Source organism: Kutzneria sp. CA-103260 (genome assembly GCF_018263855.1).
In the GTDB taxonomy this organism is placed as follows: Bacteria; Actinomycetota; Actinomycetes; order Mycobacteriales; family Pseudonocardiaceae; genus Kutzneria.
In genome coordinates this window covers 9363604-9382298 of the sequence record NZ_CP073318.1, presented here as the reverse complement: position 1 = coordinate 9382298, position 18695 = coordinate 9363604, and the positions used below count along the sequence as shown (strand labels likewise).

The 18695-nt window shown below is 68.7% G+C and carries 21 protein-coding genes and 1 tRNA gene; 14 read left to right on the top strand and 8 right to left on the bottom strand.

Going from position 1 to position 18695, the window contains the following annotated elements:
- The first annotated feature begins 337 nt into the window (after positions 1-337).
- The 6 genes from JJ691_RS41740 to JJ691_RS41715 all read left to right on the top strand — a co-directional run bounded on the left by JJ691_RS41740 (position 338) and on the right by JJ691_RS41715 (position 5704).
- Positions 338-1555 (top strand): hypothetical protein, encoded by a 1218-nt coding sequence (locus tag JJ691_RS41740; protein WP_211764966.1) that lies wholly within the window; start codon positions 338-340, stop codon positions 1553-1555.
- Positions 1556-1644: 89 nt separating this feature from the next.
- Positions 1645-2088, top strand: coding sequence for an NUDIX domain-containing protein (locus JJ691_RS41735; protein WP_211764965.1), 444 nt, complete (start codon positions 1645-1647; stop codon positions 2086-2088).
- 123 nt (positions 2089-2211) lie between these two features.
- Entirely contained in the window at positions 2212-2667 is a 456-nt protein-coding gene (locus JJ691_RS41730) for a DUF2742 domain-containing protein (protein ID WP_306291338.1), read from the top strand.
- Positions 2668-2695: 28 nt separating this feature from the next.
- Positions 2696-3964 carry a DUF3631 domain-containing protein gene (locus JJ691_RS41725; RefSeq protein WP_211764963.1) on the top strand — a complete coding sequence of 423 codons (1269 nt, stop codon included), beginning with the start codon at positions 2696-2698 and terminating at the stop codon, positions 3962-3964.
- A gap of 172 nt (positions 3965-4136) precedes the next feature.
- Positions 4137-4325 carry a helix-turn-helix transcriptional regulator gene (locus JJ691_RS41720; protein WP_211764962.1) on the top strand — a complete coding sequence of 63 codons (189 nt, stop codon included), beginning with the start codon at positions 4137-4139 and terminating at the stop codon, positions 4323-4325.
- Entirely contained in the window at positions 4325-5704 is a 1380-nt protein-coding gene (locus JJ691_RS41715) for a tyrosine-type recombinase/integrase (protein WP_211764961.1), read from the top strand. The genes JJ691_RS41720 and JJ691_RS41715 overlap by 1 nt, the downstream gene beginning before the upstream one ends.
- A 122-nt stretch (positions 5705-5826) precedes the next feature.
- Here the strand turns inward: JJ691_RS41715 and JJ691_RS41710 are convergent.
- A tRNA-Tyr gene (locus JJ691_RS41710) sits at positions 5827-5907 on the bottom strand.
- Positions 5908-6037: 130 nt separating this feature from the next.
- Here JJ691_RS41710 and JJ691_RS41705 point away from each other — a divergent pair.
- The gene (locus JJ691_RS41705) at positions 6038-6529 is read left to right on the top strand and encodes a YajQ family cyclic di-GMP-binding protein (RefSeq protein ID WP_211764960.1); all 492 of its coding nucleotides are present in this window, start codon (positions 6038-6040) and stop codon (positions 6527-6529) included.
- Between the two features lie 12 nt (positions 6530-6541).
- On the top strand, positions 6542-7429 hold the full coding sequence (gene rfbA, locus JJ691_RS41700; RefSeq protein WP_211764959.1) for a glucose-1-phosphate thymidylyltransferase RfbA: 888 nt from the start codon (positions 6542-6544) through the stop codon (positions 7427-7429).
- Between the two features lie 128 nt (positions 7430-7557).
- Here the strand turns inward: rfbA and htpX are convergent, their stop codons facing one another.
- Genes htpX through JJ691_RS41680 form a run of 4 tightly spaced genes read right to left on the bottom strand, consistent with a single transcriptional unit; the run spans position 7558 to position 10062 of the window.
- Positions 7558-8424 carry a zinc metalloprotease HtpX gene (gene htpX / locus JJ691_RS41695; protein WP_211764958.1) on the bottom strand — a complete coding sequence of 289 codons (867 nt, stop codon included), beginning with the start codon at positions 8422-8424 and terminating at the stop codon, positions 7558-7560.
- Between the two features lie 5 nt (positions 8425-8429).
- Complete coding sequence (locus JJ691_RS41690; RefSeq protein WP_249227361.1) at positions 8430-9062, bottom strand: 4Fe-4S binding protein; 633 nt, start codon at positions 9060-9062, stop codon at positions 8430-8432.
- A complete protein-coding gene (locus JJ691_RS41685; protein WP_249227360.1) occupies positions 9059-9640 on the bottom strand; it encodes an NADH-quinone oxidoreductase subunit C in 582 nt (193 codons plus the stop codon). The genes JJ691_RS41690 and JJ691_RS41685 overlap by 4 nt, the downstream gene beginning before the upstream one ends.
- Positions 9637-10062 (bottom strand): NADH-quinone oxidoreductase subunit B, encoded by a 426-nt coding sequence (locus JJ691_RS41680; protein ID WP_249227359.1) that lies wholly within the window; start codon positions 10060-10062, stop codon positions 9637-9639. Before JJ691_RS41680 ends, JJ691_RS41685 begins: the two co-directional genes overlap by 4 nt.
- A 58-nt stretch (positions 10063-10120) precedes the next feature.
- On the opposite strand from JJ691_RS41680, the gene JJ691_RS41675 reads away from it, so the two are divergent.
- Complete coding sequence (locus JJ691_RS41675) at positions 10121-10504, top strand: hypothetical protein (RefSeq protein ID WP_211772279.1); 384 nt, start codon at positions 10121-10123, stop codon at positions 10502-10504.
- A gap of 108 nt (positions 10505-10612) precedes the next feature.
- Positions 10613-12061: a hypothetical protein gene (locus tag JJ691_RS41670; RefSeq protein WP_249227358.1), complete on the top strand. Its 1449-nt coding sequence runs from the start codon at positions 10613-10615 to the stop codon at positions 12059-12061.
- 40 nt (positions 12062-12101) lie between these two features.
- Here the strand turns inward: JJ691_RS41670 and JJ691_RS41665 are convergent, their stop codons facing one another.
- From JJ691_RS41665 to ddaH, 3 genes are all read right to left on the bottom strand, one after another.
- The gene (locus tag JJ691_RS41665; RefSeq protein ID WP_211764956.1) at positions 12102-12818 is read right to left on the bottom strand and encodes a polysaccharide deacetylase family protein; all 717 of its coding nucleotides are present in this window, start codon (positions 12816-12818) and stop codon (positions 12102-12104) included.
- A gap of 36 nt (positions 12819-12854) precedes the next feature.
- Positions 12855-13157, bottom strand: coding sequence for a HEAT repeat domain-containing protein (locus JJ691_RS41660; protein ID WP_211764955.1), 303 nt, complete (start codon positions 13155-13157; stop codon positions 12855-12857).
- A gap of 72 nt (positions 13158-13229) precedes the next feature.
- Positions 13230-14099, bottom strand: a complete 870-nt coding sequence (ddaH, locus tag JJ691_RS41655; RefSeq protein WP_211764954.1) for a dimethylargininase — start codon at positions 14097-14099, stop codon at positions 13230-13232.
- A 75-nt stretch (positions 14100-14174) separates the two neighbouring features.
- On the opposite strand from ddaH, the gene JJ691_RS41650 reads away from it, so the two are divergent.
- The 4 genes from JJ691_RS41650 to JJ691_RS41635 all read left to right on the top strand — a co-directional run bounded on the left by JJ691_RS41650 (position 14175) and on the right by JJ691_RS41635 (position 18663).
- Positions 14175-14621 carry an Lrp/AsnC family transcriptional regulator gene (locus tag JJ691_RS41650; protein WP_211764953.1) on the top strand — a complete coding sequence of 149 codons (447 nt, stop codon included), beginning with the start codon at positions 14175-14177 and terminating at the stop codon, positions 14619-14621.
- 9 nt (positions 14622-14630) lie between these two features.
- Positions 14631-15377, top strand: coding sequence for an enoyl-CoA hydratase (locus tag JJ691_RS41645; protein WP_211764952.1), 747 nt, complete (start codon positions 14631-14633; stop codon positions 15375-15377).
- A gap of 252 nt (positions 15378-15629) precedes the next feature.
- Complete coding sequence (locus JJ691_RS41640; protein ID WP_211764951.1) at positions 15630-17513, top strand: 2-oxoacid:acceptor oxidoreductase subunit alpha; 1884 nt, start codon at positions 15630-15632, stop codon at positions 17511-17513.
- A 76-nt stretch (positions 17514-17589) separates the two neighbouring features.
- On the top strand, positions 17590-18663 hold the full coding sequence (locus tag JJ691_RS41635) for a 2-oxoacid:ferredoxin oxidoreductase subunit beta (protein ID WP_211764950.1): 1074 nt from the start codon (positions 17590-17592) through the stop codon (positions 18661-18663).
- Positions 18664-18695 lie beyond the last annotated feature (32 nt).

The following is an 18695-nucleotide window of genomic DNA, read 5'->3' as shown; positions in this document are numbered from 1 at the left end:
AGGGACCACGCAGGGTGGCAGGGACCTCTCCCTCATGGGGTCCCTGCCGCCGGGTCCCTGCCCTCACCAGCGACGACACCGTTCAGGGATCCTTTGCAACGTAGGTCTGCGACCTGCGAAAACACCCCGATTCCAGCAGGGTGCGACTCGTCTGCCGGGTCCCTCCCTGGCGCCCGCGCACCCACAGGTGGCTACACGCGGTTACTTCTCGGCGGGGTGTCGGGTGCTCATCCCAGACAGCTTTTCCCGCACCCGTGTTGGCGCTGCGGTCGACCAGGGCGGGCAGGAAACCCTTGCCCGGCAAGGGGACGTGACAACTCCACAGAGGAGCCACGCCATGTGCAGGACAGGAGGCCGCCGCTGCCCCGGCAGCAGCGGCAAGGCGAAGAGCAAGCTGCGCCAACAGATCCACCGCGCCCGCCGCGCGGTCGACACCGCCCGCGCGGCCGGCGACACCGCCGCCGTGGCCGCTGGTGAAGCGCGGATCGAGGCAGCCACGGCCGCGTTGACCAAGCTCAAGGAGCACGACAAGCGGGAGCGGGAATCCGCTGCCCAGCGCGGGGACCTGACACCGCCCCCGACCACGCGCCACCACGACACCGAGCACGTCACGGTGGTCAACACCGCCTACGGCGGCACCGTCGGCATCCAGGCCGGAGTGGTGATCGGTGGCGTCACGACCAGGGGAGGCGTCCACATCGGACCCGGCGGGATCACCGTCGCCCCCGGTCAGCCGGGGGACGTGACGGGAAACCACACGGTCATCAACACCAACCACGGCGGCACCGTCGGCATCCAGGCCGGAGTGGTGAAGGGCGCAGTCACAGTCACGGCAGGAGGCGTCCATATGGGATCCGGCAACCGCAACGACAACACAGAGCCATTCGGCGACATCACCCGCAACACCGGCATCGTCATCGGATCCAGCAGCGGCTTCACCTTCAACCACGCCAGCAGCGACCACGACACCGAACACCAGGACGCGATGGACGCCGACCGGGCCGAACGCAAGGCAGCCAAGCAGGCACGCAAGCAAGAAAAGGAGGCACGACGCCAGGCCAAACAGGCACGACGCGCCGCCATGGGGGACGTGACCGACAACGCCGGCAGCACCGTCCGGTTCGGCGACATTACCGACAACACCGGCGTCGTCATCGGCGTCAACAACAGCAGTTTCCGCATCACCCCCAACACCGGCCCCGCCGCCGACGCCCAGCAGTCGACCCCACGACGCGACGCCAGCAAGGAGCAGGCCAAGGCCGAGAAGAAGGCCAGGAAGGCCCAGCAGGGCCGGCGAGTCAGCGGCGGCTTCGGCGACGTCACCGTCGGCTACAACCAGGGCAGCGGGGTCATGCAGGGCAACGGCTACACCGTGATCGGCGGCAGCGTCTACCGCCACCCCGGCCGAACGGTGACCGTCCGCGGCACCGAGGTCACCGACGCCGCCACCGGCCAGCGGATCGAGCCGACCCGCACCCTGCCCAACCCGCGCGGCGGCCACTCCGTGAGCTACCGCGACGGGGTTCTGTACGTCAACGGCGAACGCATCGACTAGCCGCCCGCCGGATTTTCCCAGCACAGCAAGGGGACGTGACACGTCCCCTGACTTCGCCGTGCCCTCCAACAGGAAGAGAGCAGTCCACCGTGGACTACATCGACACCGCCGACGCCGTCATGTTCGCCTACGACTACCAGCACACCGTGCGGGTACTGACCATCCTGCGACGCTGGGACCCCTACCAGGGCCGCCGCGCGCTGCCGGGCGGCCACGTCGACCCCGGCGAGGACACCCGCGTCGCCGCCGCCCGCGAGCTGGCCGAGGAGACCAGCCTCATCCTCCCGGACGAGGCGCTGACCCAGGTCGGCGTCTACAACGCGCCCGGGCGTGATCCGCGGGGCCCGTATCGCACCTTCGCCTACACCGCACTGCTGCCGACCATGCCCAAGCCGGTCGCCGCCGACGACGCGGCCGCCGCCGAGTGGACGCCGGTCCTGCTGATCCGCGCCGACGTAGACAGCATGGCGTTCGACCACCGCGCGATCGTGCTGGACGCCGCCGCCGCGCTCGGCCTGATCCGCGCTGTCTGACCCGTCCGCCAACACCCCACACGCGGGGCACTGTCCACACCGGACAGTGCCCCGCGTTGTTTCACGACGTCGTCCCGGGGACGTGACGCGTCTGCCGCGCACGATCGAAAGGGCTGACCAGCCGTGCCACACCACCACCTCCCGACCGATCGCTCACCGCACGTCGTGCGCCAGTGGGCTGGCCCGCTGTTGACCGACGCCAGACAGGCAGGGCCGATCCCCATGGCCGGTAGCCCTGACTGGTGTCGACTGGCTGACGACGACCCGCGCAAGTGGGCCGCCGTCGTGCGCGCGGCGCTGGCATGGATCAGCGAATCCACCCCGGCCGCGACCGCCCACCGAGTGCGGGCCGAGCTGGACGGGATCGACCGGGCAGTTGCCGAGCGGTTCAAGGCCGCTGCCTCCGACCTGTCCACCACCTGCACGTGGGCGGCAATCGGACCTGCGCACGCCGAACTCGAACGCCGCCGCGCCGCCCCGCCACTTCGGCCGCTCCCGCCGTTCGACCCCGACGCCGCCGCCCGATGGGTCCACACCGGCTACAGCGGCACACCAGTCGAACGCGCGGCCGCCGCGTGACCGCCCACATCGAACAGGAGACCAGCCCATGACCGCCGCTCTACGGATCGTGCCACCCGGCGCACCGCAGCTGGGCCACGAGATCCTTGACGACGTTCGGGACTTCGTGGCGCGGTTCTCCGCGTTCCCGTCGCTGCACTGCGCCCCGACGCTGGCGCTGTGGTACGCCCACACGTGGGCGGCGGAGCACTTCTACATCACGCCCCGGCTGGTGTTGTCCTCGGCGGAACCGGAGTCGGGCAAGACCCGCGTGCTGGAAGTCGGCAAGCACTTCACCCGGGCACCGGAGCTGACCACGGCCGGATCCGCTGCTGCGATGGTGCGGATGATCGCCGCCGGTCCGATCACGCTGCTGTTCGACGAGGTGGATGCCGTGTTCACCGCAGGCGGGTCGGGCAATGAGGAAGTCCGCAACATGCTCAACAGCGGATACAAGCGGGGCGCGACGATCCCGAAATGCAAGGGGGACAGCGCATCGGGCATCGTCGTGGAACGCCTTCCCGTGTTCGCCCCGACCGCCCTGGCGGGTCTGTTCGGCTGCATTCCCGCCACCGTCACCACGCGGGCGATCACGATGCATCTACGGAAGCGCCGGCACGACCAGCACGTTGAACCCTACAACGAGAAGCGCGCCGAGAAGGAAGCCGAACCGACTCGGGACGCGTTGGCCGGTTGGATCACCGGTATCGGGGAGGAGCTGGGTGATGCCGAACCGGTGATGCCGGAAGGCGTGGCAGACCGGGCGGCGGAAATCTGGGAACCGCTGTTGGCAATCGCCGACGCGGCCGGCGGGCATTGGCCGGACACGGCTCGTGCCGCGTGTGTCGATTTCGTGCACACCAGCAAGCAGGCCCCGACATCGCTGGGCGTGCAGTTGCTCGCCGATCTACAGGTGATATTCGAGGCCCAGAGGACGGATAGGATCCCAACCGGCGTGCTGCTGGCGGAATTGACTGGGATGGAAGAGGCTCCATGGGGTGAGATGGAAACCGGGAAGCCGTTGACAGATCGGCGGCTAGCGAAGGAGCTGCGCAAATACTTCGTCGCCCCGACCACGTTCAGGACCGGAACGGGCGGCCGCGCGATCAAGGGCTACGTCACGTTCCCGACCCATGACAGCGCGGGCGAACAGGTGCAGGTGGGGCTTGCTGACGCGTGGTCCCGGTATGTCCTCTCCAACAGCCGTAACAAGCGTAACAGCCGTAACCATGCAGGTCAGACGGTTACGGCTACGGACTCGGTTACGGCTACGGAGCCGCAACCGACCGCCCAGCCACCGCTGACGGGGATGCCATGACCAGCCGCCACGGGCGCCCGTCGCCGGTGATTACCGGTAACCGCAACGCTAGCCGTAACCGTCTGACCAGGGCGGTTACGGCTGTTACGGATGTTACGGCTACTGGGAAGACACCCTCCGCCCTTCCTTACCACCCATCAGGCGATCAACCATCTCACGAGGGGGACGCACGATGACCACACGCCGCGAGCTGCTGAAGGTTGAAGAGTTCTGCGAAGAAGTCAAGATTGCGCGGTCGACCTTCTACGAGTGGAAGGCGAAGGGACTCGGACCACGCTGCCGGAAGCTGCCCAACGGCCAACTCCGAATCGACCGGCGAGACATTGACGACTGGTACGACTCGTGCGAGGTGGCCGCCTGATGGGAACGAGTTACAAGGTCACCATCCGCAAGACGTTCGTCTACAAGGGCCAGCGCAAGACTACTCACTACGTTCGGTGGACGGTCGACGGCAAGGAGTTCAAGGAGCCGTTCACGACGAACGCTCTCGCCGAGAGCTTTCGTTCGAAGTTGGTCACGGCTGCGCGTGATGGCGAAGCGTTCGACACCACCGAGGGGCTTCCCCTCAAAATGCTCCGCACCGAAACACCGAGCATGTCCTGCTACGACTTCGCTTCCGGGTACATGGATACGCGATGGTGGGAGTTGGCCCCAAAGTCTCGACGAAGCACCGTGGACTCCCTCATCCCGATAACGCGCGCCATGGTGTCGACCGAACGTGGCGCACCGAGCATCGATGCGCTCAACCGGGCACTGCGTTGGACACTCAACCCACAGAACGCCGGTCTTGAGACTCCAACGGATTTCGCGGCGGCAACCGCCTGGCTGAAGCGAAACAGTCGGCCAGTCGGGGACCTAGGCAACCCAGATGTACTCCGAAAGCTACTCGCCTCATTCGAGCTGAACGTGGATGGAGCAAAGGCATCGCTCAACACGATTCGCCTGCGACGCACGACACTGCGGAACATGATCGGAATCGCGATCGAGCAGAAGCTGTTGGGCAGCAATCCGTTGGATGAGGTGAAGACAAAGAAAACCAAGGCGACGCTCGCGCAGGTCGACCGGCGATCCGTAGCCAACCCTGTGCAGGCTCGCACACTCCTACGTGCAATGGAGGAGGTGGACAAGCGTCTCGTAGCGTTCTTCGGCGCTGTCTACTTCGCTGGCCTCCGGCCCGAAGAGGCCCTGAACCTGCGGGAAGAGGTTCTCACGCTACCTGAGGGGCACTGGGGCACCATCCACCTTGAGAAGGCCGCTCCGGAAGTTGCGGCCCAGTGGACGGATAGCGGCACGGCGAACGAAGAACGGAGCTTGAAACACCGTGCAGAGACCGATAGTCGGACAGTCCCGTGTTGTCCCGAGCTGACGGACATGCTCCGGCGGCACATTAGGCGGTTCGGCACGACTGAGGAGGGCTACCTGTTCCGTGGGGCGCGCGGCGGCCGGCTTGGCAGCACGGTCTACAGCAACGCGTGGGCAAAGGCACGAGAGAAGGCGTTCACCGCTGAGGTGTTCGCGTCACCTCTGGCCAAGCGGCCGTATGACCTCCGTCACGCGTGTCTGTCAACGTGGCTCAACGCCGGCGTTGAGCCGACCCGCGTAGCCCAGTGGGCGGGCAACAGCCTGCGGGTACTGCTGCACACCTACGCGAAGTGCTTCGACGGTGGCGAACAGGCAGCGCTCGACCGGGTCGAGGCGCTGCTCACGCCCAAGCCACAGGGCGGCAACGACGCCCGTTGAACTTGGGCAGGTATTTGGCAGAACCAGCCGTAGACGGCCGGACTCCGGCGGACACGGCCGGACAGTAAGAGAACGGCCCGGTGACCTGTTGTCGCAGGTCACCGGGCCGTTCTCAGTGCACGTGCCAGGTGAAGGATTTGAACCTCCGAAGCTTTCGCGGCTGATTTACAGTCAGCTCCCTTTGGCCGCTCGGGCAACCTGGCTCGGCTTCACGGACCCGTGGTGGCGTCCGATGGCTGAACTATACATAACCCGTGGGGGCGGTCTCCAACGGGTATCCCTACGGGTAGCCTCCGTGGGTCTACCAGACCGGTGTGCGGAGGTGCAGGACTCGTGGCGGACCCGTCGTTCGACGTGGTGAGCAAGGTCGACCGGCAGGAGGTCGACAACGCGGTGAACCAGGCCGGCAAGGAGCTGTCGACCCGCTTCGACTTCCGGGGCACAGGGGCGTCGGTGGCCTGGGCGGGCGAGGAGGCGATCACGATCCAGGCGGAGACCGAGGAGCGCTGCACGGCGGCGGTCGAGGTCTTCAAGGAGAAGCTGATCAAGCGCAACATCTCGCTGAAGGCGTTCGAGGTGGGCGAGCCCGCGGTGTCCGGCAAGATCTACAAGGTCACGGGCAAGCTGGTGCAGGGGATCGAGTCGGACAAGGCGAAGAAGATATCCAAGGCGATCCGCGACGAGGGCCCGAAGGGCGTGCAGGCGCAGATCCAGGGCGACCAGCTGCGGGTGTCGGCCAAGAAGAAGGACGACCTGCAGACGGTGATCGCGCTGTTGAAGTCCAAGGACTTCGAGATCGCGCTCCAGTTCACGAACTACCGGTAGGGAGAACGGGCCATGAAGGGAATCGTGCTGGCCGGGGGCAGCGGCACCCGGCTGCATCCGATCACGCAGGCGGTGTCCAAGCAGCTGCTGCCGGTCTACGACAAGCCGATGATCTTCTACCCGCTGTCGGTGCTGATGCTGGCCGGCATTCGCGAGGTGCTGATCATCTCCACGCCCACGGACCTGCCGAACTTCCGCCGGCTGCTCGGTGACGGCAGCCAGTTCGGGCTGTCGCTGAGCTACGCGGAGCAGCCGCAGCCGAACGGGCTGGCCGAGGCGTTTGTCATCGGCGAGAAGTTCGTCGGCGACGACAGCGTGGCGCTGGTGCTGGGCGACAACATCTTCTACGGCCAGGGCTTCGCCTCGATGCTGCAGAAGCACGCCGTGGGCATCGACGGCTGCGTGCTGTTCGGCTACCCGGTGCGGGACCCGGAGCGCTACGGCGTCGGCGAGGTGGACGCCACCGGCAAGCTGGTGTCGATCGAGGAGAAGCCGGCCAAGCCCCGCTCCAACAAGGCGATCACCGGCCTGTACTTCTACGACAACGATGTGGTGGACATCTCCAAGAACCTGAAGCCGTCGCCGCGCGGCGAGCTGGAGATCACCGACGTCAACCGGATCTACCTGGAGCAGGAGAAGGCTCGCCTGGTGGACCTGGGCCGCGGCTTCGCGTGGCTGGACACCGGCACCCACGACTCGCTGCTGGAGGCCGGTCAGTTCGTGCAGGTGCTGGAGCACCGGCAGGGCGTGCGGATCGCCTGTCTGGAAGAGATCGCGCTGCGCATGGGCTACATCGACGCCGACTCCTGCTACGCGCTGGGCCAGAAGCTGGCGAAGTCCGGCTACGGCCAGTACGTGATGGACGTCGCGGTCTCGGCGGGCGCCACCCCAGCGGGCTGATCCCGCGGGTTCGCGCCGGTCTCTGGAGCCGCGGGCCGGGAAATCGCATCTGTTCAGCGATTTTCCCGGCCAAGGCGAAGAGACCGGTCACGAGCGAACCCGCCCCGCGCGGCACGCGCGGCGAAGACTCAGTAGTGGCCGCCGCGGGCCATTTCCTCCAGCCGGCGAATCCGTTCCTGGATCGGCGGGTGGGTGGAGAACAGCCGGGCGCCGGCCTCGCCGGCCCGGAAGGGGCTGGCGATCATCAGGTGCGACTGCGACACCAGCGCCGGCTCGGGGGGCAGGGGTGCGGCCTGGGTGCCGTGTTCCAGCTTGCGCAGCGCGGCGGCCAGGCCGAGGGGGTCGCCGGTGAGCTCGGCGCCGGACTGGTCGGCCTGGAACTCGCGGGAGCGGCTGACCGACATCTGCACGATGGCGGCGGCCAGCGGCGCGACGAGGGCGATCAGGAGCAGCGCGACGGGGTTGGGCCGGTCATCGTCGTCGCCGCCGAAGATGCCGGCGAACATGGCCAGGTTGGCCAGCACGGTCACCACGCTGGCCAAGGCACCGGCCACGCAGGAGATGAGGATGTCGCGGTTGTAGACGTGGGACAGCTCGTGCCCGAGGACGGCTCGCAGCTCACGCTCGTCGAGCAGCTCCAAGATGCCGGTGGTGCAGCACACGGCGGCGTTGGCCGGGTTACGGCCGGTGGCGAACGCGTTGGGGGCCAGGGTGGGGCTGATGTACAGCCGCGGCATCGGCTGCCGGGCCGACGTGGCCAGCTCACGCACGATCCGGTACATCGCGGGCTGCTCGACCTGCGACACCGGGCGCGCGTGCATGGCGCGCAGCGCCAGCTTGTCGGAGTTGAAGTAGGCGTAGGCGTTCATGCCGAGGGCCACCACCAACCCGATCAGCAGTCCCAGTCGGCCGAAGAACTGGCCGATCAGCAGGATCAGGCCGCTGAGCGCGCCGAGCAGCAGCGCCGTCTTCAACCCGTTGACGTGCTTGTGCACCTTGCTCAGCCTCCGGGTCGTCGCGTCCTTCCTGACAACGTTCCCGGCCTGGTCCCAGTTCCGGGAGCGCCGCGCGCCGGGCGGCCCGGCGCGGCCTCGGGCGCGGCGTCGGCGGCCGCGTCCAGCGGTGGGGGCGGCGGCACCTGGGAGACCCATTTGCCCAGGTCGGCCCGCTCGTGCACGAGTTCCGCGACGGCGTGCTCGCCGGTGCCGGGGTAGTCGTGCTCGGGCGCCCAGTGCAGCGCGTCGAACGGGCAGACCTCGACGCAGATGCCGCAGTAGAGGCACTGGCCGTAGTCGATGGCGAACCGGTCCAGCACGTTCTGCTGCCGGGGCCGGGCCGCCCCCTCCGGTCGCACGGTCTCGGTGTGCGAGTCGATGTGGATGCACCAGTCGGGACACTCACGTGCGCAGATCATGCACACCGTGCAGTTGGCCTCCAGCAGCGCGATCACACCGCGGGTGCGGGGCGGCAACTGCTCGGCGTCCGCCGAAGAGGAGAGGTGATCCAGCTCGATCGGCGGGCTGGAAACGCGATCTGGCCCGGAGGGGCGACTCGGCTCTGCCGCGGCACGGGACAGACCGTCTGGCTCAGCCGTGAGATGGGCAACGCCGTCCGGCTCGGGCGGCTGGCTCATGACGGATCCTCCTCTCGGCGCGGGCCCCAGGACGGGTCGGGCACGCCGGGCGGCGCCAGCCGGCGGCGGCTGGGAGCGGCGGTGGACTCGCCGGGTTCCAGGGCGCCGGGCCAGGGGCGCACCACCCGGGACGCCAGCACGAAGTCCTTGCGGAGTGGGTGCCCTGTGAACGTCTCGGACAGCAGCAGGTGCGCGGGTGGCGGGCCGGCGAGGGTGAGACCGAACATCTCGGCCGCCTCGCGTTCGTGCCAGCCGGCGCCGGCCCACACGTGCGCGATGCTCGGGAGTTCCTCGTCCGCGCCCACCTCAGTACGCAGCAGGAGACCGTTGTGGTTCGCGGGATCGACCACGTGCAGCAGCACGGTGTGCCGTTCGCCCACCGAACCCGGGCGGCCGGCGTCCTCGGCGCCGAGCCAGTCGAACAGCGCGCAGCCGAGTTCGTCACGCGCCAGCAGCGCGGCGTTCACCCAGTCATCGAGCGGGACCGTGACGACGGACTGCGCGAAGGCGGCCTTGGTGGCCGCGGACGACAGCACATTCGCCATTCGTGCCGCGAGTTCGCCGGATGCGGCGGTCATGCGGTCACCATCCGGTGCAGGGCGCGCATGCCGTCCAGCAGCGCCTCGGGCCGCGGCGGGCAACCCGGCACGGCGACGTCGACCGGCAGCATCTGGTCGATTCCCTTGGTGACGCAGTAGGAATCCCAGTACGGGCCGCCGGTGTTGCTGCACGCGCCGACCGACAGCACGTACTTCGGCTCCGGCATCGCCTCGTAGCTCGCGACCACGGCCGGCAGCATCACGTCGGTAACGGTTCCGGAAACCACGAGCACGTGCGCCACCTCGGGACCGCCGTCAGACACCGGTTCCGGGGCGTCCTCGCCCCGACCGTGCAGCGCGGCCATCACCTCGACGCCACAGCAGGCCAGGCCCAGGTCGAGCACCGTCACCTCGTATCGGGTGCCCCAGTTCAGCCGAACGGTCGACGTCGTCGTGGTCACGAAGCGCAAGCCTAGACGTGCCAATGGCAGGGCTTGTGCCGACGGCGATGATGGGCGCGTGAGCTTCTGGGAGGAACTCGGGCCCGAAGAGTACTGGGTCATGATCAACACAATTGAGGAGGCCTACCTCAACGGGGTGATCTCCGATTTCCTCGGACACTCCGAGCGGTGCGGCACGGTCTGGATCCCGGGCACCGACGAGGAGGCGATCAGGGAGCTGATCCCCCGGTTCCGTCAGGTGGTCCGCGACCTGATCGACCGGGACCTCGTGGAGATCAGGGAGCCCTGCAACGCGATCTGGGAGGACGCCCCCGAACTGGGCGACCAGGAGGTCGACGAGGTGCTCGCCGACCCCGGCACCTGGCTCAAGGCGCACGGCAGCGTGAACCGGATGGTGATGTTGATGCCGACCGCCCGAGCGGACCGCCTGATTTCGCACTGAGGCCTCAATACCGTTGCCAGACCGTGCTTCTGGCCGCCCGGCGGCGGGCTCTATGCTTCGGAGCATCCGGCGCTCGCCGGCCTCAAGGCACTTCAGCTAAGTGAGTCCATGACTATGGATCATCAGTTTCGTGCGCTCTCCGAGCGCCTCCGTGGTCTGTTCGGCGGCCGCAAAGTCGTCCTCGCCGGCGGTACCCGGCTGCCCAGGCGCGTGCAGGAGCTGCAGCATCTCGGTGCTGATCGCACGCTCGTGATCAGCACCGATGATTCCGCGCCGCTGTACGACTCGGAGGTGGCCACCTGGCTGCCGCTGGGCATCAGCGGTCTGATCGCCACGGAACAGATGGGCCTTGAGGAAGCGCTGAGTAGTCCCGCCCCGGAGCTGGCCGGGGCGCTGCGCGAGTTCGACCCGGCCGGCGACGCGCTGGTGATCGGATCGCACTACATGACGCTGCCCGAGGTCGGCGGCCGTCCCGTGCTCAACTGCCGGCAGCCCGAATGGGTGGCGCTGGAGAACAAGACCACGATCGACTCGCTGTGGCGGGACCTGTCGGTGCCGCACGCGCCGGCCGCCGTGTTCGACGCCGACGGCGAGTCGTTCGACGCGCTCTGGGAGTCGTCCACGCTGCTCGACAGCGGCTGGGGCGTGGTCTGGTCCGGCGACGGGCCGGCGATCAACGGCGGGGCCAACTTCGTGCGTCGGGTGCGGACCCGATCCGAGGCCCGGCGGGTGTTCCGGCACCTGGCGCCCAAGTGCGACTTCATCCGGGTGATGCCGTTTTTGGAGGGGATCCCGGTTTCCGTGCACGGCATCGTCTTCCCGGACGGCACCGCCGTGCTGCGTCCGATCGAGATGGTGGTGCCGCGCCGCACCGAGTCGGCCCGTTTCCTGTACGCCGGGTGCGCCAGCTTCTACGACCCGCCCGCGCACATCCGCGACGAGATGCGCAACCTGGCCCGTCGGGTCGGCGAGCAGCTGCGCACGACCGTCGGCTACCGCGGCACGTTCACCCTGGACGGCGTGGCCACCGAGGACGGCTTCCGGCCCACCGAGATCAACACCCGCTACGGCGGCGCGATGACGTGCTTCGAGGACGCGTTGCCGCAGGTGCCGATCGCCCTGGTGCAGGTGGCCCTGGTCGCCGGGTACGACATCGGCATGGGTTCCATGGAGTTCGAGGACCTGCTGGTCGGCGCGGCCGACAGCAACCGGATCACCTCCATCGGGGCCAATGTGAAGGCCGTGTCGCCGACCCACGAGATCGAGCGGCCGGTGGTGTGGACCGAGTGGGCGTGCCGCTGGGCGCACGAGGACGAGGTTCCACACGGGACGCTGCGGCTGCGGCCCGGGCGCATCGGCGGCCGGCTGGAGCTGGACCTGTTCCAGGACATGGTGCGTCCCGGCCGGGCCGCCGCACCGCTGGTGGTGTCCGCGTTCGCCCTGGCCGACCAGGACTGGTGCACCGGTCTCGGCCGGCTGGAGCCCGCCCTGGCCGTCGCCGAAACCGATGTGGACGAGCTGATCTCTGTCGTGGAGCAGGCCGCCGTCACCGCCTGACCGCCACCGGTGGACGGCGCCCCGGCGCCGTCCACTGTGGTCAGTGCGTGGTCAGCAGCTCGTTCACCGTGACGAAGCGATAGCCCTTGGCGCGCAGGCCGTCCACGATGCCGGGCAGCGCCGCCAGGTCGGCATCGTGGTCGGCGTTCCAGGGGTGCAGCAGGATGATCGAGCCTGGGCGCACCTGGTCCAGGGTCGTGCGCACGATGGCCTTCGGGTCGTCCGACGCCGGGTCGCTGGAGTCGGAGTCCGGCTCCACGTCCCACGTGATCGTCTTCCGGCCGTGGTCGGACAAGTAGCGCGGCAGCTGGTACAGCTTCTTGCTGTACGGCGGCCGGAACACGATGTCGCCTGGAAAGCCCGCCTTGCGGATCAGGGCATCGGTCCGCTCGATCTCCGCGGCCACGAAGTCCGCGCCGACGAACACCATCCGGCTGTGCGTGTACGAGTGGTTGGCCAGCTGATGTCCCTGCGCCACCAACTGCTCGGCCACGCCGGGATGCTTCTCGATCTCCGAGCCGATGAGGAAGAACGTCGCCGGCGCCTTCAGGTCGGCCAACCCCTGCTCGATCGACGGGGCCTTGTCGGACGGTCCGTCGTCGAAGGTCAGCGCCACCACCTTCTGCTCGGTGTCCACCCGATACGTCAGGCCGCCGAACAGCTGGAAAGTCCGGGCGTTCATCAGCACATACAGCCCGACACCGCTGCCGACGAGGACCAGCACCACCACCGCGGCGACGATCAGCCACTTACGCATGCCCGGCCGACGCCCCACCCACCGCCCGGGTTGCCGTCAGCGCCGTGACTCCTTGCTAACCAACAACTCCAGGCCGCGCTCAGCCCAGCCACGGAATGCCTCGTCCTCATCGGTGAGCAGCTCCATCAGCACCGGCCGAGCTGCCTCCGACCGGGCCTCGCCAATCAACTCCAGCAGCCAACACCGCAGGCCGTGATCATCCCGCTCGGCCTGGAACTCGGCGACCAACGCATCCACGTGCTCCGCCGCGTGCGGGCGCAGCAAGTGAAAGCCGTCCTCCTGAAGTTGCGGATTGTGCTTGCGCATCAGACGCATCGCGTCGCGAAAGGTGTCCCCCACGGGAACAGCCTGCCACGGGTGGAAACGCCGACGCCGGAGCTGATCGGGGCAGCACCGGCGCCGGCGGGGCTGTCAGTCGCGGAGTTCCATGGTGCAGCACTTGGGGCCGCCGCCGGACTTGCGGAGCTCGGAGATGTCGACGTGGACGGGCTGGTAGCCGCGGGCGGCGAGGCGGGAGCCGAGGGCAGTGGCCTCGCGGGGGAGCACGACGTTGTGGCCGTCGGAGACGGCGTTGATGCCGAGGCACTCGGCGTCGGTGGCGGTGGCGATGACGGCGTCGGGGAAGAGGCGACGCAGGACGCGCTGGGAGCCGGGCGAGAAGGCCTCGGGGTAGTAGCAGATCTCGGGCCGGGCAGAGCGGTCGTCGAGGACGAAGAGCGCGGTGTCGAGGTGGTAGTAGCGAGGGTCGACGAGGCGCAGGGAGACGAAGGGGACGCCGAGGACTTCCTGGGCTTCGGCGTGGGCGCCGGGGTCGGTGCGGAAGCCGGTGCCGGCCAGCAGCACGGTGCCGGTCCAGGCGAAGTCGCCCTCGGCCTCGTTGACGCAGGTGGGCATGACGACGTCGCGGTAGCCGTTGCGCAGGAACCAGCGGCGGAAGTGGTCGGCCTCGGCGGCCCGCTGCTCGGCCCGGAAGCGGGAGCCGAGCACGACGCCGTCGATGACGGTGCCGGAGTTGGCGGCGAACACCATGTCGGGCAGTCCGGGCTCGGGCTCGATGAGTTCGACCTTGTGCCCGAGGCCCTCGTAGACGTCCTTGAGGGCGGTCCACTGCTCGACGGCGAGGGATGTGTCCACGGGACGCTCGGGATCCATCCACGGATTGATCGAGTACTCGACGGTGAAGTACTCCGGCGGGCACATCAGGTAGCGGCGCGTCGTGGGCACCCGGACCTGGGCGATCTGCTCCGAAGACGGGAGCGGCGCGTCGAGCGTGGCGGACATGGATCGAAATGTAAGTGGTGGGGGGACCATCGATCAACGCCGCTGCATTGCGTCTGTTGGTGCAGAATGTTGCGCATGGACGCCATCGACCAGCGAATCGTTTCGTGCCTGGTGACCGATGCCCGGTCGAGCTACGCGGAGATCGGCAACACGGTCGGCCTGAGCGCCCCGGCGGTGAAGCGGCGGGTGGACCGGCTGCTGGACTCGGGTGTCCTGCGCGGCTTCACGGCGGTGGTGGACCCGGAGGCCCTCGGCTGGGGCACGGAGGCCTTCGTGGAGGTGCACTGCGCGGGCAACATCACGCCGTCGGAGATCCGCGGCCGGCTGGAGCCGCTGCCGGAGGTGGTGGCGGCCTACACGGTCTCGGGCGCGGCGGACGCGATCGTGCACCTGCGGGCGGCGAACATCCACCACCTGGAGACGGTCCTGGAGCGGCTGCGCGGCCTGGACATCATCGACCGGACCATCTCCACGGTGGTGCTTTCAACGCTTCTGGATCGTCCTCCGACACCGGAGCACTAGCCTTCGGCCATGAGCCAGATCCTTGTCGACCGCCGTGACCGGGTCGCGGTGCTGACGGTCCACGACCCGGACCGCCGCAACGCCCTGAACCTGACCCTGGCCGCCGAGCTGGCCGAGGCGGTCCGGGCGTGCGAGGCGGACAAGCAGGTCGGCGCGGTCGTCGTGACCGGGACGCCGCCGGCGTTCTGCGCGGGCGCGGACCTGACGGCGCTGGGCGAGGCCCGCGAGAAGGGTCTGCGCGACATCTACGCGGGCTTTCTGGCGGTGGCGAACTGCTCGCTGCCGACGGTGGCTGCGGTCAACGGGGCGGCGGTCGGGGCGGGCCTGAACCTGGCGCTGGCCTGTGACGTGCGGCTCGCCGGCGACAGCGCGCGGTTCGACGCCCGGTTCCTGCAGCTGGGCATCCATCCGGGCGGCGGCATGACGTGGATGCTGCAACGGATCGTCGGCCCGCAGCAGGCGGCGGCGATGACGCTGTTCAGCCAGGTGTACGACGCGAAGGCGGCCCTGGCGGCGGGACTGGTGCTCGACGTCGTCGACGACGTGGTCGAGCGGGCGGTGCAGGTGGCGGGCCAGGCGGCGCAGGCGCCGCGGGAGCTGGTGGTCGCGACCAAGCGCACCATGCGGGCGACGGCGACGACGACCGCCCATGCCGACGCAGTGGAGTTGGAGATCGTCCCGCAGCTGGCCTCGATGGACTCGCCGGCGTTCGCGGAGCGGCTGGCCGCGCTGCGCCGGCGCATCAGCGGCAATTGAGGGCCTGTCCCACATATCGGACAGCGACGCACATTACTGTGACGTGCACCGCACATCCGCGTTTCATCTTACTGCCGGTAAGTACCGTTAACAGCAGGTGGGAGCGCCGCGCCGAGCCGACGGTGAACAGGGATCACCAAGAACTGGGACTGCACCGGTTGCCCGACGACTACGCTCGTGAGATAGCGCCGGGCCGGCGTCGCCAGCCGGTCGAGGCGTGACGTGGCCGAGGAGAAAGGCACTGTCGAGCCCATGAGTATTGACGTGGGTAGGGGGACGCGCACCACGGACGTCCGCAAGGTTGATCGAGTTGTGATCCGTTTCGCCGGTGACTCCGGTGACGGCATGCAGCTCACCGGTGACCGGTTCACCTCGGAGGCCGCGGCCTTCGGCAACGACCTCGCGACGCTGCCGAACTTCCCCGCCGAGATCCGGGCGCCACAGGGCACCCTGCCGGGCGTGTCCAGCTTCCAGCTGCACTTCGCGGACTACGACATCCTCACCCCCGGCGACCGCCCCGACGTCCTGGTCGCGATGAACCCCGCCGCGCTCAAGGCCAACATCGCCGACCTGCCCGCCGGCGGCACCCTGATCCTCAACACCGACGAGTTCACCAAGCGCAACCTGACCAAGGTCGGCTACGCCTCCAACCCGCTGGAGGACGAGTCGCTCGCGCAGTACCAGGTGCACCAGGTCGCGATGGCCAGCATCACCCGCGCCGCCCTGGAGCCCACCGGCCTGTCCAAGAAGGACGCCGAGCGGGCGAAGAACATGTTCGCGCTCGGTTTGCTGTCGTGGATGTACCACCGCGAGACCGCCGGCACCGAACGCTTCCTGCGCGAGAAGTTCGCCAAGAACCCGGCCATCGCCGAGGCCAACATCCTGGCCTTCCACACCGGCTGGAACTACGGCGAGACCACCGAGTCCTTCGCCGTCACCTACGAGGTCGCCCCGGCCAAGCTGGCGACCGGCACCTACCGGCAGATCACCGGCAACACCGCGCTGGCGTACGGCATCGTCGCGGCCGGGCAGTGCGCCAAGCTGCCGGTGTTCCTCGGCACCTACCCGATCACGCCCGCCTCCGACGTGCTGCACGAGCTCGCCAAGCACAAGAACTTCGGCGTGACCACGTTCCAGGCCGAGGACGAGATCGCCGGCATCGGCGCCGCCCTCGGAGCCGCCTTCGGTGGCGCGCTCGGCGTGACCTCCACCTCCGGGCCCGGCATCGCCCTGAAGTCCGAGACCATCGGCCTGGCGGTGATGACCGAGATGCCGCTGGTGGTGCTGGACATCCAGCGCGGCGGCCCGTCGACCGGTCTGCCGACCAAGACCGAGCAGGCCGACCTGCTGCAGGCCATGTTCGGCCGCAACGGCGAAGCCCCGGTCCCGATCATCGCCCCGCGCTCCCCGGCGGACTGCTTCGACGCCGCCCTGGAAGCCACCCGCATCGCGTTGACCTATCGCACGCCGGTGCTGCTGCTGTCGGACGGCTACATCGCCAACGGCTCCGAGCCGTGGATGATCCCGAACGTCGAGGACCTGCCGGACCTGTCCGTGCAGTTCGCGACCGAGCCCAACGCGACTGATGGGTCCGGGGAGTTCTGGCCGTACCTGCGGGACCCGGAGACCCTCGCGCGGCCGTGGGCGGTGCCGGGCACGCCGGGGCTGGAGCACCGGATCGGCGGTCTGGAGAAGGCCGACAAGACCGGCAACATCTCCTACGACCCGGACAACCACGACAAGATGGTCCGGGTCCGCCAGGCCAAGATCGACGGCATCGCCGTGCCGGACGCCGAGATCGACGACCCCTCGGGCAACGCCCGCGTGCTGGTGCTGGGCTGGGGCTCCTCCTACGGCCCGATCGGCGCGGCCTGCCGCCGCGTGCGCCGGCTGGGCATGGACATCGCCCACGTGCACCTGCGCAACCTCAACCCGTTCCCCAAGAACCTGGGCGAGGTGCTGGGGCGCTACGACAAGGTCGTGATCCCGGAGATGAACCTGGGCCAGCTGGCGATGCTGGTGCGGGCCAAGTACCTGGTGGACGCCATCTCCTACACCAAGGTCGCCGGCCTGCCGTTCAAGGCCGAGGAGCTGCAGGACGTGCTGATCGACTTCGTGAAGGGACTGGACGCGTGAACGAGCTCGCGAGTTCACCATTCAACACAGCACGGCTTGGCGGGCGCGCGGCCGCCGAGCGAAGCGAGGTGGACGCGTGACGGCCATCGACCTCGGGCTGCCGCAGCTGGGTGGTCTGGCTGGGGTGCCGACCTTTGACGGCAAGCAGTCCGCCAAGGAGTACAAGACCGACCAGGAAGTCCGCTGGTGCCCGGGCTGCGGCGACTACGCCGTGCTCGCCGCGGTCCAGTCCTTCCTGCCCGATCTGGGCCTCAAGCGCGAGAACATCGTGTTCGTCTCGGGCATCGGCTGCTCCAGCCGCTTCCCGTACTACATGAACACCTACGGCATGCACTCCATCCACGGGCGTGCGCCGGCCATCGCGACCGGCCTGGCCACCTCCCGTGAGGACCTGTCGGTCTGGGTGGTCACCGGCGACGGCGACGCGCTGTCGATCGGCGGCAACCACCTCATCCACGCGCTGCGCCGCAACGTCAACCTGAAGATCCTGCTGTTCAACAACCGGATCTACGGTCTGACCAAGGGGCAGTACTCGCCCACGTCCGAAGAGGGCAAGGTCACCAAGTCCACGCCGATGGGCTCGCTGGACCATCCCTTCAACCCGGTGTCGCTGGCCTTGGGCGCGGAGGCGTCGTTCGTGGGCCGGGCGCTGGACTCCGACCGCAAGCAGCTCACCGAGGTCCTGCGGGCCGCGGCCGAGCACCGCGGGTCGGCGCTGGTGGAGATCTACCAGAACTGCCCGATCTTCAACGACGGCGCGTTCGACGTGCTCAAGGAGGCCGGCGAGCGCGAGGAGCGCCTGGTGCCGCTCAAGCACGGCGAGCCGATCCGGTTCGGTTCCGAGGGCCAGCACGGCGTGGCCCGCGACCCGAAGACCGGCTCGCTGAAGATCGTCGAGGTGGCCGAGGTCGGCGAGGACAACCTCGTCGTGCACGACGCCACCATCGAGGACCCGTCCTACGCGTTCGCGCTGTCCCGGCTGGGCCACCACAACCTGGACCACACCGTCACCGGCGTGTTCCGCAACGTGCAGCGAGCCACCTACGACGACCTGGCCCGGCACCAGGTCGAGCAGGCCAAGGCGGCGAAGCAGGCGGACCTGGGCGCGCTGCTGCGCGGCAAGGACACCTGGACCGTCGCGGCCGACTGACCGACGCACGACACAAAACGGCCCCCGGCGAG